The sequence below is a fragment of the Streptomyces sp. NPDC060035 genome (genome assembly GCF_042736635.1).
Taxonomy (GTDB): Bacteria; Actinomycetota; Actinomycetes; order Streptomycetales; family Streptomycetaceae; genus Streptomyces.
The window spans coordinates 101,401-116,931 of sequence record NZ_JBHWVO010000013.1 but is presented as its reverse complement, the minus strand read 5'-3'; the positions used below and the strand labels follow the sequence as shown (position 1 = coordinate 116,931).

12 protein-coding genes and 1 pseudogene are annotated in these 15,531 nt (G+C 70.3%); 9 read left to right on the top strand and 4 right to left on the bottom strand.

All coding sequences use genetic code 11. From position 1 onward, the window contains the following. Window positions 1–19: 19 nt before the first annotated feature. The 3 genes from ACFWBQ_RS21600 (at window position 20) to ACFWBQ_RS21590 (ending at window position 3,105) form a co-directional block, all read left to right on the top strand. Window positions 20–1,192 (top strand): sensor histidine kinase, encoded by a 1,173-nt coding sequence (locus tag ACFWBQ_RS21600; RefSeq protein WP_385491323.1) that lies wholly within the window; start codon window positions 20–22, stop codon window positions 1,190–1,192. Between the two features lie 4 nt (window positions 1,193–1,196). Beyond that, window positions 1,197–1,847, top strand: a complete 651-nt coding sequence (locus ACFWBQ_RS21595) for a response regulator (RefSeq protein WP_385491320.1) — start codon at window positions 1,197–1,199, stop codon at window positions 1,845–1,847. Window positions 1,848–1,947: 100 nt separating this feature from the next. Beyond that, window positions 1,948–3,105, top strand: a complete 1,158-nt coding sequence (locus ACFWBQ_RS21590; protein WP_385491317.1) for an ROK family protein — start codon at window positions 1,948–1,950, stop codon at window positions 3,103–3,105. A gap of 82 nt (window positions 3,106–3,187) precedes the next feature. On the opposite strand, the gene ACFWBQ_RS21585 is transcribed toward ACFWBQ_RS21590, so the two are convergent. Together ACFWBQ_RS21585 and ACFWBQ_RS21580 are read right to left on the bottom strand one after the other, a co-directional pair. Further along, entirely contained in the window at window positions 3,188–3,955 is a 768-nt protein-coding gene (locus ACFWBQ_RS21585; RefSeq protein ID WP_385491314.1) for a GntR family transcriptional regulator, read from the bottom strand. 315 nt (window positions 3,956–4,270) lie between these two features. Then, window positions 4,271–5,155, bottom strand: coding sequence for an RNA polymerase sigma-70 factor (locus tag ACFWBQ_RS21580; protein WP_385491311.1), 885 nt, complete (start codon window positions 5,153–5,155; stop codon window positions 4,271–4,273). 149 nt (window positions 5,156–5,304) lie between these two features. On the opposite strand from ACFWBQ_RS21580, the gene ACFWBQ_RS21575 reads away from it, so the two are divergent. Then, window positions 5,305–6,135: an alpha/beta fold hydrolase gene (locus ACFWBQ_RS21575; protein WP_385491308.1), complete on the top strand. Its 831-nt coding sequence runs from the start codon at window positions 5,305–5,307 to the stop codon at window positions 6,133–6,135. A 183-nt stretch (window positions 6,136–6,318) separates the two neighbouring features. Here the strand turns inward: ACFWBQ_RS21575 and ACFWBQ_RS21570 are convergent. Further along, a pseudogene (locus ACFWBQ_RS21570) lies at window positions 6,319–7,116 on the bottom strand (EamA family transporter); the annotation flags it as partial. Between the two features lie 47 nt (window positions 7,117–7,163). On the opposite strand from ACFWBQ_RS21570, the gene ACFWBQ_RS21565 reads away from it, so the two are divergent. The 3 genes from ACFWBQ_RS21565 to ACFWBQ_RS21555 all read left to right on the top strand — a co-directional run bounded on the left by ACFWBQ_RS21565 (window position 7,164) and on the right by ACFWBQ_RS21555 (window position 11,977). Next, entirely contained in the window at window positions 7,164–8,621 is a 1,458-nt protein-coding gene (locus tag ACFWBQ_RS21565; RefSeq protein ID WP_385491305.1) for a PLP-dependent aminotransferase family protein, read from the top strand. A 137-nt stretch (window positions 8,622–8,758) separates the two neighbouring features. Further along, a complete protein-coding gene (locus ACFWBQ_RS21560; RefSeq protein ID WP_385491303.1) occupies window positions 8,759–10,354 on the top strand; it encodes an alkaline phosphatase D family protein in 1,596 nt (531 codons plus the stop codon). Between the two features lie 225 nt (window positions 10,355–10,579). Next, entirely contained in the window at window positions 10,580–11,977 is a 1,398-nt protein-coding gene (locus tag ACFWBQ_RS21555) for a GNAT family N-acetyltransferase (protein ID WP_385491588.1), read from the top strand. Here the strand turns inward: ACFWBQ_RS21555 and ACFWBQ_RS21550 are convergent. Continuing rightward, window positions 11,895–13,127, bottom strand: a complete 1,233-nt coding sequence (locus ACFWBQ_RS21550) for a trans-sulfuration enzyme family protein (protein ID WP_385491300.1) — start codon at window positions 13,125–13,127, stop codon at window positions 11,895–11,897. The two genes, ACFWBQ_RS21555 and ACFWBQ_RS21550, sit on opposite strands and share 83 nt — an antisense overlap. A gap of 59 nt (window positions 13,128–13,186) precedes the next feature. On the opposite strand from ACFWBQ_RS21550, the gene ACFWBQ_RS21545 reads away from it, so the two are divergent. Together ACFWBQ_RS21545 and ACFWBQ_RS21540 are read left to right on the top strand one after the other, a co-directional pair. Continuing rightward, window positions 13,187–13,699: an Lrp/AsnC family transcriptional regulator gene (locus ACFWBQ_RS21545; protein ID WP_385491297.1), complete on the top strand. Its 513-nt coding sequence runs from the start codon at window positions 13,187–13,189 to the stop codon at window positions 13,697–13,699. A gap of 68 nt (window positions 13,700–13,767) precedes the next feature. Continuing rightward, window positions 13,768–15,453 (top strand): DUF885 domain-containing protein, encoded by a 1,686-nt coding sequence (locus ACFWBQ_RS21540; protein WP_385491294.1) that lies wholly within the window; start codon window positions 13,768–13,770, stop codon window positions 15,451–15,453. The last annotated feature ends 78 nt before the right edge of the window (window positions 15,454–15,531 follow it).

Here is a 15,531-nt window from a genome sequence, read left to right as displayed (position 1 = left end):
GCGCTGGCACGATGGCAGCATGCGCCGCTTCCTCAGACCGCTGGCAATGCCCGCCACATACAGCCGATGGCTTCATCTACTGGTCCCGTCCGCGGTCGTCAGCGTGTGGCTGTTCATTTCCCCGGACAGGCCATGGATTCCTTTCGTTCTCGCGGTTCCTGTCGGGCTGCTTCCCGCGATGCGTCTCGCCGAAGGGGTACAGGCGCAGCTGCTCCTCACACCGCAGGAGCGTGGCCTCCCGGACGCCGCAATCTCCACTGCCCCTGCGACGACGTGGGCGGACCGCTGGCGCACCGTGGCCTGGCTGGAGACGCGCCTGCTGCTCGCGGCCGCGGCCTCCTTCCCCACGGTCTGGCTGCCGGCAACGACGGTCGACCTCGTCCGCGCCTCGTTCGGGACGGATCTGAGCGGTGACTGGCTGGTCCGTGGCATCGAGCCGAGCTGGTGGTTCGCGCTGCTCGCTCCCCTGCCGATCCTGGTGCTGCTCGGTCTGGTCGTCATGCTCGGCGACCTGGTCACAGCTATTGCCCGTTGGTTGCTCGGCCCGTCACCGGTGGAGCGGATGACCGTCCTGGAGGAGCGCACCGAGCAGCTGCTCGAGCGCAATCGGATAGCGCGCGAGCTCCACGATTCGATCGGGCACGCGCTGACGGTCGCGGTGGTGCAGGCGGGGGCCGCCCGGACGGCGCGCGACCCCGAGTTCACCGACCGGGCGCTCGCCGCCATCGAAGAGACCGGCCGAAGCGCACTGGACGATCTGGAGCGCGTCCTGCGGGTGCTGCGCGAATCGGGCACCCCCGTCAGCCGGCGACCAACGCTGCTCGAAGCCGACAGGCTGCTGGACTCGGCTCGCGGCGCTGGGGCAAAGATCGATGCGGACATGTCCGGGCCGCTGGGTCTGGTCCCCGACCCGGTGTCCCGCGAGGGCTACCGAATCCTTCAGGAGTCACTCACCAACGTGCTGCGTCATGCCGGCCCCGTCCCCGTCCGGGTGAGGCTCACGGTGGTGGACGGGTGGCTGGAGCTCGAGGTGGCCAACCCGCTCGCGGGATCACCGAGGGGGCGGGGCGGCGGCAGCGGGCTGCGGGGCATACGGGAGCGAGCGGCCCTGCTGGGCGGGAAGGCCAAGACAGGCCCGTACGAGGGAGAGTGGATGGTGCACGCGAGCCTCCCGCTGGACCGCATACGCTGACCGGATGCCGGTTACCGTACTTCTGGTCGACGACGAGCCCCTGGTACGCGCGGGACTGCGTGCGGTCCTTGAGGCACAGCCCGATATCGACGTGGTGGGTGAGGCCGCCGATGGCGCGGCGGTGATCCCTCTGGTGCGTCAACTGCGGCCCGATGTCGTGGCGATGGATGTCCGCATGCCCTTGATGGACGGGATCGAGGCGACCCGGTTGGTGCTGCGCACGGTTGCCGATCCGCCGAAGATCCTCGTGGTGACCACCTTCGAGAACGACGAGTACGTGTACGAGGCGCTGCGTGCCGGTGCGGACGGGTTCCTCCTCAAGCGGGCACGGCCTGCCGAGATCGTGCATGCGGTGCGGCTGGTGGCGGAGGGGGAGTCACTGCTGTTCCCCGCTGCGGTCCGGCAGCTCGCGGCCGAGTACGGCACGAGCAAGGCCCGGGCGGCGATGGACCGTGCGGCTCTGACCGACCGTGAAGCCGCAGTACTCCGGCTGATGGCACGGGGCCTGTCCAACTCGGAGATTGCCGCCAAGCTCACGGTCGGCGTGGAGACGGTGAAGACTCATGTCAGCGCGGTTCTGGCGAAGTTGGGCGCCAGGGACCGTACACAGGCGGTGATCGCCGCTTACGAGTCCGGCTTCGTGGCTCCACGCTGACTCAGGTCACCTCTCGGTACCGGCTTCACGGGCCGGTCGCCGCAGCCTGAGCCAACGAGTACGATCCGGCAGACATGCGCGCGACCTGGGAGGACACACCGTGGGCCGGCTGACCGGTGGGGACCCGTCTCTGCTCCGGCGGATCAATTCCGCGGTGGTGCTGCACGCCCTGCGAGGGGCCCAGTCACCCACCCTCACAGACCTGACACGGATCACGGGGCTGTCCCGCCCGACCGTCGAGGGCGTCGTCGAGGGCCTTTTCGCGGCAGGTCTGGTCGTCGAGGCCCCGCCGGACGAGAGTGAGACGCGGCGGCAGGGGCGGCCTGCCCGGCGGTTCCGGTTCCGTGCCGAGGCCGGGTATTTGCTGGGTATCGAGATCGGCCCCCACCGGGTCTCCGCACTGCTGTCGGGGCTGGACGGACGGATCGTCGGCGCAGGCTCGCGCGAGGTCTCCGAGACCGCTTGCGCGGACGACAGGATCGACCAGGTCAGGGCCGTGATCGCCGATGTGCTGCGGCGCACCGGAGTCGCGCGGAGCAGTTTGCGAGCGGTCGGCGTGGGCAGCCCGGGAATTGTCGAGGCCGACGGGACCGTGCGGCTGGGCACCGCCCTGCCGGACTGGACCGGCCTGGCGCTCGGTGAGAAGCTACGGCGTTCCTTCCGGTGTCCCGTGCTGGTGGAGAACGACGCCAATGCTGCGGCGGTGGCCGAGCACTGGAAGGGTGCGGCAACCGAGTCCGATGACATCGTGTTCGTTCTCGCGGGCTTGAGCCCCGGGGCGGGTTCGCTGATCGGCGGGCGCCTGCACCGCGGATTCGGCGGGGCGGCCGGCGAGATCGGCGCGCTGCACCTGCTGGGCCGGGATGTCACCCCGGAGCATCTTCTCTCGACGACGGACACCCCGCTGGTCCCGTTGGACGAGCACGCCGTGGCCGCTGTTTTCTCGAAGGCCCGGCACGGGGATGCCGGGGCGCAGGCCGCCGTCGAGCGGTTCATCCAGCGTCTGGTGCACGACGTCGCGGCCCTGGTGCTGGCACTGGATCCGGAGCTCGTGGTCATCGGCGGGTGGGCCGCCGGACTGGACGGTGTCCTTGACCCGCTCCGGGACGAGCTGGCCCGTTACTGTCTGCGGCCGCCCCGGGTAGCACTCTCGCTGCTGGGCGAGGCGGCTGTCGCCACCGGCGCCCTGCGGCTGGCGCTGGACCATGTGGAGGAGCAGCTCTTCGCGGTGGAGACAACGGTGACGGCCCGCCGCTGAATGCGACGGGCCGCACGTCGGGCATGGCACGTGTGAGGGCCGGGCCTCCGGCGCCGGGGACAGGAACCGCGGCGTCCTCAGGTCAGGAGGCCTGCCGCTCCTGCTCGTCGTGGCTGATCTCCAGCGCCCCCGAGTCCCCGAAGGTCAGGCGGCAGGTGTCTGCCCGGTACGTGGCGACAGATACGGCCGCCGTACCGGAGGCGGCGAAGTAGCGTGTCGTGACCACGAGGACCGGGGCGCCCGGAAGCCGGTCGAGCTCCTTGGCATCGTCCGCGCGGGCCGATCCGAGCTCCACCGAGCGGTCCTGACCGTCGAGGCCGAGACGGTGCAGCTCACGCAGGACGCTGCGGGCCCGGGTGGGCCCGGACGGCGCTTCGATTGCGGAGAGCTCGGGTACGGACGACGAGGGGACATACAGGAGTTCCGCCGCCACCGCCTGCCCGCGGGTGACACGGATGCGGCGCACCACGTGCACGGGTCCTTCCGCGTCGCATGCCAGTACGGCGGCAACCGCGGCGGGAGCGGTCGCGGTGGTGCACTCGACCGGCTGCCAGGCCTCGTCCGTGCCCCCGCCCGCCCAGTCGTGCTGCGCGGCTGCGACAGCCACACCGACACGAGGCGGAGCGACGGTCGTGCCCACGCCCCGGCGTCGCTGCAGTCTGCCTTCGAGTTCGAGCTGCTCCAGAGCCTGTCGGAGCGTGGCCCTGGCGACGCCGAAACGCGCCGCGAGGTCACGCTCATTGGGCAGGATCTCTCCTACCGCAAAGTCTGAGTCGAGTGCCTCACTGAGCACGGTCTTGAGGTGCCAGTACTTCGGCTCCTGTACCGATTCCAGCTGCGTGGTCCCCACCCTGTCCTCCGCAATCGCCCGGCGTCTTTCCGCGACGTTATTTATTAAAGGTTCCTGTCTTAACGTTGAGACTTTAGGACGGCCTACGACCTTGGTCAAGACCAATCCTCACCCTGTAACAGAGCGAAACAGTCCGATACCGCAGAGCGTTCACAGGACGTTCGCGGAGCCGTGGGCCCCACACGGCACTGAGCCCCACGTCCAGGGTGGCTCGTGGGGCTCGTGAAGCTCGTGGGGCTCGTGAAGTGCAGACTCGTGAGACGCCGAGAGGAGAGCGGCGGAGGCTGAGCGGACGGTTACCCGCAGAGCAGCCGTCTACCTCAGGGGCAATCCAGAGAGTTTGTCTGGATTACGAATGATATAGATGCATTGAATGATTCCGTCTTCGGTGTCCACCTGGAAGACGGTGTCCAATTTTCCGTCGATAAACAGCACCAGGGCCGGACCGCCGTTGAGCTCCACGATCCGCGCATCCATATCTGTCGACATGTCCCGCCCGATGGCGAAGAGGAAGCGGCCGACCTTGTCCGCGGTCTCGATGATCCGCCGCGGCGCCTTCGACTTGCCTCCGCTGTCGCTGACCAGCCGCACATCGGGCGCCAGCAGGTCGAGCAACTGTTCGATGTCACCACCCGACGCGGCGGAGAGGAACCGCTCGGTGAGATCACGGCGTACGGCCGGATCCACGTCGTAGCGTGGCTTGCCCTCCTCCACGTGCCGCTTGGCACGGCCGGCGAGCTGGCGGACCGCCGCCTCGGTCCGGTCGAGGGTGTCCGCGATCTCCGCGTAGGGGAACCCGAAGGCCTCGCGCAGGACGAACACCGCTCGCTCCGGTGGCGAGAGCGACTCGAGGACGACCAGCACGGCGAAGGACACGGAGTCGGCGAGAACCGCCTGCTCCGCGGTGTCGGGGACGGACGGCCCGAACTCGGTGACGACAGGCTCGGGCAGCCACGGCCCCACGTACGCCTCGCGCCTGGACTGCAGGTGGCGCAGCCGGTCGATGGCCAGCCGGGTGGTGATGCGTACGAGAAATGCTCTCGGTTCCCGCACGTCCTCGCGCCCCGCCGAGGACCAGCGGAGCCACGCCTCCTGCACCACGTCCTCGGCGTCGGCGATGCGGCCGAGCATGCGGTAGGCGACCCCGGTGAGGACGGGCCGGCTTTCTTCGAAGAGATCGGTCACGGTGTCGGCAGTCACTTCCCCATCCCAGCCGACACGTCAGACGCTGTCCAGCAGGAATCGCCCGCACCTCTTGAACTACAAGCTACTGGGCGGTAATTGTTACTGACGAGAGGTCCGTCCACTCATTCCCGCCCGCACGGGGGCCGATCCACCCGAGGAGCAGCATGGCCACCACGGTCTCGTTCTCAGTCGATTCGGCCGTCGGCCGGCACACCGTCTCCGTAGCGTACGAACGAACCGGGTCCGGCGAGCCGTTGTTGCTGCTCCACGGCATCGGTCACCACCGCCAGGCCTGGGACCCGGTCCTGCGGATCCTGGCCGCCGAGCGGGATGTCATAGCCGTGGACCTGCCCGGGTTCGGCGCTTCACCGTCGCTGCCGGACGGCCTCCCGTACGACCTGCGGACCGTGGTCCCCGTGCTCGCCGCGTTCTGCGACGCAATCGGCGTGGAGCGACCGCATGTCGCGGGGAACTCCCTCGGAGGGCTCCTGGCTCTGGAGCTGGGCCGCGAGAAACTCGTCCGCTCGGTGACGGCACTGTCCCCGGCGGGGTTCTGGACGGAGCGCGAGCGCCGCTACGCCTTCGGGGTGCTGCGCACGATGCGCCGCGGGGCACTGACGATGCCGATGCCCGTGATCGAGCGGCTCTCGCGGAGCGCAGCCGGCCGCGCGGCGCTGACCAGCACCATCTATGCACGGCCGGGCCGCCGTTCACCCGATGCCGTCGTGTCGGAGACGGTCGCCCTGCGCGGGGCGACGGGCTTCCACGAGACTCTTGCCGCCGGCCGGGGCCTCGCCTTCACCGACGATGTGCCGGATCTCCCGGTCACCATCGCCTGGGGCAGCCGGGACCGTCTGCTGCTGCGCCGGCAGGGAATCCGGGCCAAGCGCCTCATACCCGGGGCCCGGCTCGTACAGCTCCCCGCCTGCGGCCATGTTCCGATGAACGACGACCCCGCCCCCGTGGCGCGCGTCATTCTCGACACGAGCCGCTGAACGGCCGACGCGACCTGCGGCAGCAGCCGCCGCCCAGGAACGCCCGGCGCGACCTGCGGCAGCGGCCGGGGTCCGGGCGGCAGGAACCCCTGCCGCCGGGCGGCGCCTCAGGACGCCCGAGCCCAGCGCCACACCCACGCCCACCAGGAGGCTGCCGGCACCCTGTGCAATGCCGTATGCCCCGGCGCCGACGACGGGCGCGGTGAGTGCGGCCGAGACCGGGATCAGTCCGGAGAAGAGCGTTGCGCGCTCGGCCCCGATACGACGCATGCCGCTGTACCAGCAGACGAATCCGATCACTGTGACGACGACCGCCTGCCACAGCAGGGCCAGCGCCTCCCCCGTCGTGGGCACCCGTACGAACCCCGCCCCGTCCAGCAGTACGCCGAGCAGCGCCGATTCCACAGCGGCGACGGCACAGACGGTCGCCGACAGCAGCTTCGGGCCGAGCGGACGCAGCACCGGCACGGCCAGTACCGCGAAGCCGACCTCACCGGCAAGCGCACCCACCGAGCAGAGGATGCCCGCCAGGTCGGTCCGGCCCCATCCCTGGACGGTGAAGGCCCCGGCGGCGACGAACGCGGCCGCGTACAGGACGGTCCGGGAAGCACGGCGGCCTTCCAGGGCAGGAACCATGACGCCCACGACAATGGGTGCACAGCCGACGAACACCCCTGGAACAGCTGGCTCCGCCGAGCGTTCGGCAGCCAGTACCGCCAGGTTGAAGCCGACCATGCCGACGGCCGCGAGGGCCGCGAGGCGGCCCCACTGACTGCGTGTGAGGGTACGCAGAGGGGACGGCCCGGATGTGGCGCCCCTGCGCAGGAGCGGAAGCAGTAACAGTGCCGCGAGGCCGTACCTCAGTGCCTGACCTACTGCGTAGGGGTAGTCGCCGAGGAGGCTGTTCGCGGTGAAGGAGGCACCGACCAAGGTGCAGGCGAAGGCCGCGAGAAGGGCACCGCGCAGCTCAGTAGCGTTCATGGGACCGACGCTAGATTCCGGCACGGTCCGGTTTAAGGTCCACTTCCATGACGTCTTCGGAGACCAATCCGCGACCTGAACCGGGCGTCGAGGGGGAGCGGCCCACCGCCTCTGCCGCCTGGGAGCTGTTGCTGCCTGCAGTCTCCGCGCCCGCACGTCAGCGTGGGCGTGCGCTGCAGTCGGTGCTGCGCGAGGCCGTGCGCTCGGGCCGGCTCGCGGCGGGGACCAGGCTTCCGGCCAGCCGTGAACTCGCCGCCGACCTCGGGGTGTCGCGCGGTCTGGTGACGGAGGCGTACGAGCAGCTGACGGCGGAGAGTTATCTGCGCAGCGGTCGGGGCGCGGGCACCTGGGTGAGCGGTGGGGTGCGGCCCGCGGTACAGGGGGCGCGCGACCTCGCGCCACGTAGGCCCGGCGCGCGGGTGGACTTCCGCCCGGGCACGCCTGATCTTTCCCTCTTCCCGCGGAGCGCCTGGGGCGCCGCCCACCGCGCGGTCCTCGGCCGACTGCCGCACAGCGCCCTCGGCTACCCGGACCCGCGCGGACTTCCCGAGCTGCGCGAGGCACTGGCTGCCCTGCTGACGCGGCGCCGCGGGGTGGTGGCCGATCCTGAGCGGCTGGTGGTGTGTTCGGGGGTGGCGCAGGCGACGACGCTGCTCGGGTTCGTGATGCGAGGGCGTGGCGCTGCGGCGGTCGGCGTCGAGGACCCGGGAAGCCCGGAGCATGCCACGCTGTTCGCCTCGGCCGGGCTCGGGACGGTCCCGCTTCCGCTCGACGACGAGGGACTTGCTGTGGCACCGCTGCTGCGGTCCGGCGTGCGTGCTCTCGTCACGACCCCGGCTCATCAGTTCCCCACCGGGATCGCCTACTCCGCCGAGCGTCGCCGCAGGCTGCTCGACTGGGCCCGCACGACCTCGGCCGTGATCATGGAGGACGACTACGACGGTGACTTCCGCTACGACAGGGCACCGGTCGGAGCGCTGCAGGGACTGGACCCGGAGCATGTCGTGTACACGGGCTCGGTGAGCAAGTCGCTGGCGCCCGGGCTGCGGCTGGGCTGGCTGATCGCCCCCGCGTCGATGACCGACGAGATCGTCGACCGCAAGCGCACCATGGACCTCGGCAATCCCGCGATCGACCAGGCCGTGCTCGCGGACTTCGTCACCCGGGGCGGTTACGACCGTCACTTGCGGCGCTGCCAGCGCGCCTACCGGGAACGCCGGGACGCCATGACCGCTGCGCTGGCGGAGCACTTTCCCGGGGCCGAGGTCAGCGGGATCGCCGCGGGCCTGCACGTCATCGCCCGTCTGCCCGAACGCTGCGGATCCCAGGCGGACTTCCTTGTCCGGGCGGCGGCAGCCGGTATCGCCGTGCGCCCGTTGAGCGACTACGGGGCGGCGGACTCCGAGGGCCCTGCGGTCCGTCTGGTGCTCGGCTACGCGCATCTGGCCCCCGCCGATATCTCGCACGGGATCCGCCTGCTGGCCGGAGGGCTCAAGCCGTCGTAGGGACGGAACAGGCCGCCTGTTCATCCGGGGTTGGCGTTCCGGCTGCCGTCGGGCACTAGGCATGAGTCGACAACCAGCCACGCGTGCACCGCCGTTCCGGCAGTCACACCCGCCCCGTCGCCCCTGGAGGCACCTCGATGTCGAACCGTCCTCGCATACCGGCCCCGGGCCGTCGTACCGTGCTGCGCGGCTCGCTCCTCGCCTCGGCCGCGGCCGCGGTTCCCTTCACCGTGGCCGCCGCTCCCGCCTTCGCGCTCTCCGGCAGGCCGAGTGCGGCGTGGGGTGTCCAGGTGGGTGATGTGACGGCGTCGTCGGCGTTGGTGTGGGTGCGTTCGGACCGTCCGGCCCGGATGCTGGTCGAGACGTCGGCCACCGAGTCCTTCCGCAGGGCCCGCAGATGGCACGGCCCGCTGATCGGAGCCCGCACGGACTTCACCGGCACGACCCCCCTGTACGGGCTCCCTGCCGGCGAGCAGGTGCACTACCGCGTGACGCTCACGGACCCGCACGACCCGCGCCGCACGGGCAAGCCGGTGTACGGAACCTTCCGCACCGCCCCTGCCAGGCGCCGCGAGGGGGTGCGCTTCCTGTGGTCCGGTGACATCGCGGGCCAGGGCTGGGGCATCAACCCCGACATCGGCGGCTACGTGGTGTACGACGAAATGCGCCGTCTCGACCCGGACTTCTTCCTGTGCAGCGGCGACAACATCTACGCGGACGGCGTGCTCGAGCCCAGCGTGACGCTGCCCGACGGCCGGATCTGGCGCAACCTCACGACCGACGAGAAGTCGAAGGTCGCCGAGACTCTCGACGAGTACCGCGGCAATTTCCGGTACAACCTGCTGGACGACAATGTGCGCGCGTTCAACGCGCAGGTGCCCTCCGTCATCCAGTGGGACGACCACGAGGTCCGGAACAACTGGTACCCCGGTCAGATCCTCGACGACGTGCGCTACACCGAGAAGAACGTCGATCTCCTGGCGGCCCGCTCGATGCGTGCGTTCCGCGAGTACTTCCCGGCGTCGGCCCGGCACGGCTCCTCCGCGCACGGTTCGTCCCGGGAAGGGCGCATGCACCGCGTCGTGCGGCACGGTCCGCTGCTCGACGTGTTCGTCCTGGACATGCGGTCCTTCCGTAACGCCAACTCCCCCGGCCGGCAGCCCGACGACACCATCGGCATCCTCGGCGCCGAGCAGCTGAGCTGGCTCGAGCGTGAGCTCTCGCAGTCGCGCGCGGTGTGGAAGGTGATCGCCGCGGACATGCCGCTGGGGCTGGTCGTCCCCGACGGAGCCACCGACTTCGAGGCAGTCGCCCAGGGTGATCCCGGCGCGCCGCTGGGCCGTGAGCTGCAGATCGCGGAGCTGCTGCGGTACATCAAGCACCGGCGGATCACGGGCACGGTCTGGCTGACGGCCGATGTGCACTACACCAGTGCCCAGCACTACTCCCCCGAGCGTGCGGCGTTCAAGGACTTCGCACCCTTCTGGGAGTTCGTTTCGGGTCCGCTGGCCGCAGGCGGCTTCCCTGCCAACGCGCTCGACGGCACGTTCGGACCCGAGCGGGTCTTCGTCCGGGCGCCGGACCGGGCGAACGTGTCGCCCATGGAGTCCCCGCAGTTCTTCGGTGAGGTCGATATCGACGGTGGAAGCGGGGAATTGACGGTGCGGCTGCGGGCGCAGGGCGGCACCGTCCTGTTCAGCCAGGTACTGCAGCCCGGGCGTACGGGGCAGTGAGCGGGAAGCGATGAACAGCGGCCCCGGACGTGACGTCCGGGGCCGGCCGCTGTCAGTGGCGGGTTCTACGGTTCCTACGACCCGATCCGTACATGCTTCGGCCACCGCCGCATACGGCAATCGACACAAGGCACTGATAGGCGACCAGATCCACACGTAACCCATCAGTCACAATGCGTTCGTGATCAGGCAACACCGTTCGGTCACAGTGAAGACATGACTGATGTGACATCCGCAAAGAGTGCCCGCCGCCCCCACCACTGGCGGCGGGACCTGATCGAGCTGGCCGCCCTGTTCACGGCGGTTGCCGTGGCCGACGCGGTCGCCAACCTGATCGGGCACACGCCGGACGGCCCCTATCTGCTGGTGGCTTCGGCCGTGGCCCTCGCGGCCACGGCCGCGTTCCACACATGGTGGGCACGACGCCACAGCCACGCCCCGCCCCCGGACGCCGATACGGACACCGGCGGCGCGGACGGTGCGCTCGCGTCCGCCGGTGTGGAGGAGGAACTGGAGACGGTGCTGTGGCGGATGCGGACGACGGTGCGGGACACCCCCGGCTCCCTCGCCGCCCTCTGCGTGGCCCTCGCCCGGTACCGGATCGACATCCTCACGCTGCAGACGCACCCGCTCGCCGAGGGCACCGTCGACGAGTTCCTGCTGCGGGCACCCGCAGCGCTGCCGGCTCAGCAGCTCACCCGGGAGATCTCCGCCGCAGGAGGGTCCGCCACCTGGATCGAGCGCGCGGACGCACACGACCTGGTGGACACGCCCACCCGGGTCCTCGGCCTCGCGACCCGCACCGCTCTGGACGCGGCCGAGCTCCCTCTCGCGCTGCGTCAGCTGCTCGGCCGTTGCACCATCCACTCGCTGCCGGCCCTGTCGATCACCGGGCGGCCCACCGGGGAGAGCGCACCCGTGGAGGGGGTCCTGGAGGAGACCGTGATGAGGCTGCGCGATCCCTCGGGCGGCGTCATCACGGTCGAGCGGCCCTACCTTCCGTTCACCCCGACCGAATTCGCCAGGGCCCGGGCCCTGGTCGAGCTCGATGCCCGTCTCGGACCTCGCGTACCGCGCAGCGAGGACATCCTCACCCTTCCCGAGGGCAACGAGATCACGGTGCGCCGCGCGGACCGCAGCGATCTCGCCGCCGCCCGCGCCATGCACGACCGCTGCTCCGACCACACCCTCGGCCTGCGGTACCACGGCCCGGTGCGTGACGCCGACCGCTATCTCGACCACCTGCTGAGCCCGCGTTTCGGCCGCACGCTCGCCGTGCAGACGGCCTCCGGACGGCTGGTCGCGCTCGGCCATCTGCTCTGGGACGGAGACGAGACAGAGGTCGCTCTCATGGTCGAGGACGACTGGCAGCGCAGGGGCATCGGCTCCGAACTCCTCTCCCGGCTCGTGGCCCTGGCCGTCGAGGCAGGCTGCGAGAGCGTGTACGCCGTCACCCAGGCCCACAACACGGGCATGGTCGCGGCCATGCGCGCGCTCTCGCTGCCCCTCGACTACCAGATCGAAGAAGGCACCCTCGTCATCACAGCCCGGCTGGCTGCGTCGCCCGTCCCGTCGCCCGCCCCGCACGAGCAGGCCGACCAGACGTCGCAGGTCCGTCGCTGAGCGCCTGACACAGATCGGCCCACAGGTCCTCGACGTCCTCCAGGCCCACCGACATCCGCAGCAGCCGGTCGCCGACGCCCGCGGCCTGCCGGTCTCCCTCATCCACAATGCGGTGGCTGATGGAGGCCGGATGCTGGATCAGTGTGTCGACGCTGCCGAGACTCACGGCAGGGGTGATGAGCCCGACTTGCGCGATCACGCGGTGCGGATCCCCGTACACCTCGAACGAGACCATCGCCCCGCCCAGCTCCGGGTAGTGCACACGCGCAATGCGGGGGTCGGCGGAGAGCCGGCGGGTGAGTTCGGCGGCGCTCGCCGATGCTGCCCTGACCCGCACCGACAGCGTGGAAAGACCGCGCAGCAGCAGATAGCCGGCCAGCGGATGCAGCACACCACCGGTGGCGAACCGCACCTGCCGCAGTTTCGCCGCGAACTCCTCGTCGCATGCCACGACCCCGCCCATGACATCGCCGTGGCCGCCGAGATACTTGGTGGCGCTGTGCAGCACGACCCGGGCGCCGTGCTCGACCGGCCGCTGCAGTACCGGTGTCGCGAAGGTGTTGTCGACGAGCAGCGGCACGGAACCGCAGGAGTGGGCCACGGCCCGGATGTCGACCTCGGCCAGTGTGGGATTGGCCGGCGTCTCGACCATCACCAGCCCGGTGTCCGGGCGGATCGCGTCGGCGATGCCCGCCGGATCGGTCCAGGTCACCTCGGTCCCGAGCAGCCCGGCGCCGAGGAGGTGGTCGCTGCAGCCGTACATCGGCCGGACGGCGACGACATGGCGCAGCCCCGTACTCGCGCGGGCCAGCAGCACGGCGGTGAGCGCCGCCATTCCGCTGGCGAAGGCCACAGCGCTCTCGGTCCCCTCCAGACGTGCCAGTGCCGTCTCGAAGCGGGCGGTCGTCGGATTGTCCAGCCGGGCGTAGACGGGCGGACCGTCCGGCTTCGCTCCGGTGGCGGCGAAGGCGTCGATCCGCTCGGCCTCACCCCGCGAGTCGTACGAGGGGTAGGTGGTGGACAGATCGATGGGCGCGGCGTGCAGACCGAGAGAAGCGAGGTCGTCGCGTCCGGCGTGCACGGCTTCGGTGGCGAGCGCCCTGGACCGGAGGGGTGCCGGGGATGTCAGCGAGGAGGCTTCGGTGTCCATGTCACCACTCTGAACAGTGACCGGCCGGATGAGCGAAAATCCCGTGCTACGTTCGCCCGATGTCTGAATCTGTCGCTCTGGACCCGGTGGATCTGCACATTCTGCGCCTGCTGCAGAACGATGCACGGACGACGTACCGGGAGCTGGCCGCCGAAGTGGGGGTGGCGCCGTCCACCTGCCTGGACCGGGTGGCACGGCTGCGCCGTTCCGGTGTCATCCTCGGGCATCAGCTGCGGCTCGATCCGGCGCGGCTCGGCCGGGGCCTGGAGGCACTGCTCCTGGTGCAGGTCCGGCCGCACCGCAGGGAACTCATCGGACCGTTCGTCGAACGGATCCGTGCGCTGCCCGAATCCCGCGCGCTCTTCCACCTCACCGGGCCCGACGACTATCTCGTCCATGTGGCCGTCGCCGGCACGGCGGATCTGCAGCGGCTGGTCCTGGACGAGTTCACCTCGCGCCGTGAGGTGGCGCGGGTGGAGACCCGGCTGATCTTCCAGCAGTGGGAGTGCGGTCCGCTCCTGCCACCCGCTGCCGGCCCGTACGAGGCGCACCCGGACTCCACAACGCCGTAAAAGATCTCCACGGTGGCTGAAGTCCTATCCGGGTGACGCAGAGGCCTTCGCCGTACGAGGATGTCCACATGTCAGACACATCGAGCAGCGCACTGCCGCGCCAGGTCGCCGACACCTATGTCGACGCGTACATCGAACTCGACCCGATCACCGGTACCTATCTCGGTGTCGCAGAAAGCTCTCGCCGGCTGCCCGATTTCTCTCCGGCCGGACAGGCCGCCGTCGCCGAGCTGATCCGCCGCACCCTGGCCGAGCTCGACACCGCCGAGCAGGCGCCGGGCTCGGACACCGACGCCGAGCAGCGCTGCGCGCGGCTGCTGCGCGAGCGCCTGACGGCCGAACTCGCCATCCACGAGGCCGAGGAGAACCTGCGCACCGTCTCCAACCTCCACTCACCGGCGCACAGCCTCCGCGAGGTTTTCACGGCGACGCCGACCGCCACCGACGAGGACTGGGCAGCGGTTGTGGACCGACTGCTTGCGGTCCCCGTGGCGTTGGAGGGCTATCGCGCCTCGCTCGCGCTCGGTCTCGAGCGCAAGCTGTACGCGGGTCCGCGCCCGACAGCCACGTTCATCGAGCAACTGGGCGTCTGGGCCGGGGAGAACGGCACCGGGTTCTTCCAGGACTTCGTGGCCCAGGGGCCGGAGTCACTGCGCACGGACCTGGACGACGCAGCGCGCCGGGCGACCGAGGCGCTCCTCACGCTGCGCGGGTGGCTGCAGAAGGTCTACGCCCCCGCGATCGAAGGCGCCCCCGACACGGTCGGCCGTGAGCGCTACGCGCGTTGGGCGCGCCAGTACAACGGTACGGACCTTGATCTCGACGAGGCGTACGCGTACGGCTGGTCCGAATACCACCGGCTGCTGGCCGAGATGAAGACCGAGGCCGACAAGATCCTTCCGGGCGCGGGCCCCTGGGAGGCTCTCGCCCATCTCGATGTACACGGCAAGCACATCGAGGGCGTGGACGAGGTCCGTGTGTGGCTGCAGGAGCTGATGGACGAAGCCATCGACGCACTCGACGGAACCCACTTCGAACTCGCCGAGCGGGTACGGAAGGTGGAGTCCCGGATCGCTCCGTCGGGAGGAGCCGCGGCTCCGTACTACACCGGTCCGTCCGAGGACTTCTCCAGGCCCGGCCGCACATGGCTGCCCACCATGGGCGAGACGCGCTTCCCGGTGTACGACCTGGTGTCGACCTGGTACCACGAGGGTGTACCCGGCCACCATCTGCAGATCGCCCAGTGGACCCACGTCGCCGACAGCCTCTCCCGCTACCAGGCGTCGATCGGCCATGTCAGTGCCAACGCCGAGGGCTGGGCGCTGTACGCGGAGCGGCTGATGGACGAGCTGGGCTTCCTGCCGGACGCCGAGCGCCGGCTCGGCTATCTGGACGCGCAGATGATGCGTGCCTGCCGGGTGATCGTGGACATCGGCATGCACCTGGAGCTGGAGATCCCCGCGGGCTCGCCGTTCCACCCGGGCGAGCGGTGGACGCCGGAACTGGCCGAGGAGTTCTTCGGCAGCCACAGCGGCCGGCCCGCCGACTTCGTGGAGAGCGAGCTGACCCGCTATCTGTCGATGCCGGGGCAGGCCATCGGCTACAAGCTGGGCGAGCGCGCCTGGCTGCTGGGCAGGGAGAACGCACGCAAGGCGCACGGTGACGCGTTCGACCTCAAGGCCTGGCACATGGCGGCCCTCTCGCAGGGTTCGCTCGGCCTGGACGACCTGGTGGACGAGCTCTCCAGGATCTGACCCCCGGGGCGATTGCCCCGGATCGGATCCGCGATCAGTTCCGCGTTCCGATCCGCGCGGTGACGCGTTCCGATCCGC

What these genes read in the sequence shown, in the direction of transcription:
- ACFWBQ_RS21600 (WP_385491323.1), top strand. Translation starts at nt 20, where the DNA reads ATGCGCCGCTTCCTCAGACCGCTGGCAATGCCCGCCACATACAGCCGA.
- ACFWBQ_RS21595 (WP_385491320.1), top strand. Translation starts at nt 1,197, where the DNA reads ATGCCGGTTACCGTACTTCTGGTCGACGACGAGCCCCTGGTACGCGCG.
- ACFWBQ_RS21575 (WP_385491308.1), top strand. Translation starts at nt 5,305, where the DNA reads ATGGCCACCACGGTCTCGTTCTCAGTCGATTCGGCCGTCGGCCGGCAC.
- ACFWBQ_RS21565 (WP_385491305.1), top strand. Translation starts at nt 7,164, where the DNA reads ATGACGTCTTCGGAGACCAATCCGCGACCTGAACCGGGCGTCGAGGGG.
- ACFWBQ_RS21560 (WP_385491303.1), top strand. Translation starts at nt 8,759, where the DNA reads ATGTCGAACCGTCCTCGCATACCGGCCCCGGGCCGTCGTACCGTGCTG.
- ACFWBQ_RS21550 (WP_385491300.1), bottom strand. Translation starts at nt 13,127, where the DNA reads ATGGACACCGAAGCCTCCTCGCTGACATCCCCGGCACCCCTCCGGTCC.
- ACFWBQ_RS21545 (WP_385491297.1), top strand. Translation starts at nt 13,187, where the DNA reads ATGTCTGAATCTGTCGCTCTGGACCCGGTGGATCTGCACATTCTGCGC.
- ACFWBQ_RS21540 (WP_385491294.1), top strand. Translation starts at nt 13,768, where the DNA reads ATGTCAGACACATCGAGCAGCGCACTGCCGCGCCAGGTCGCCGACACC.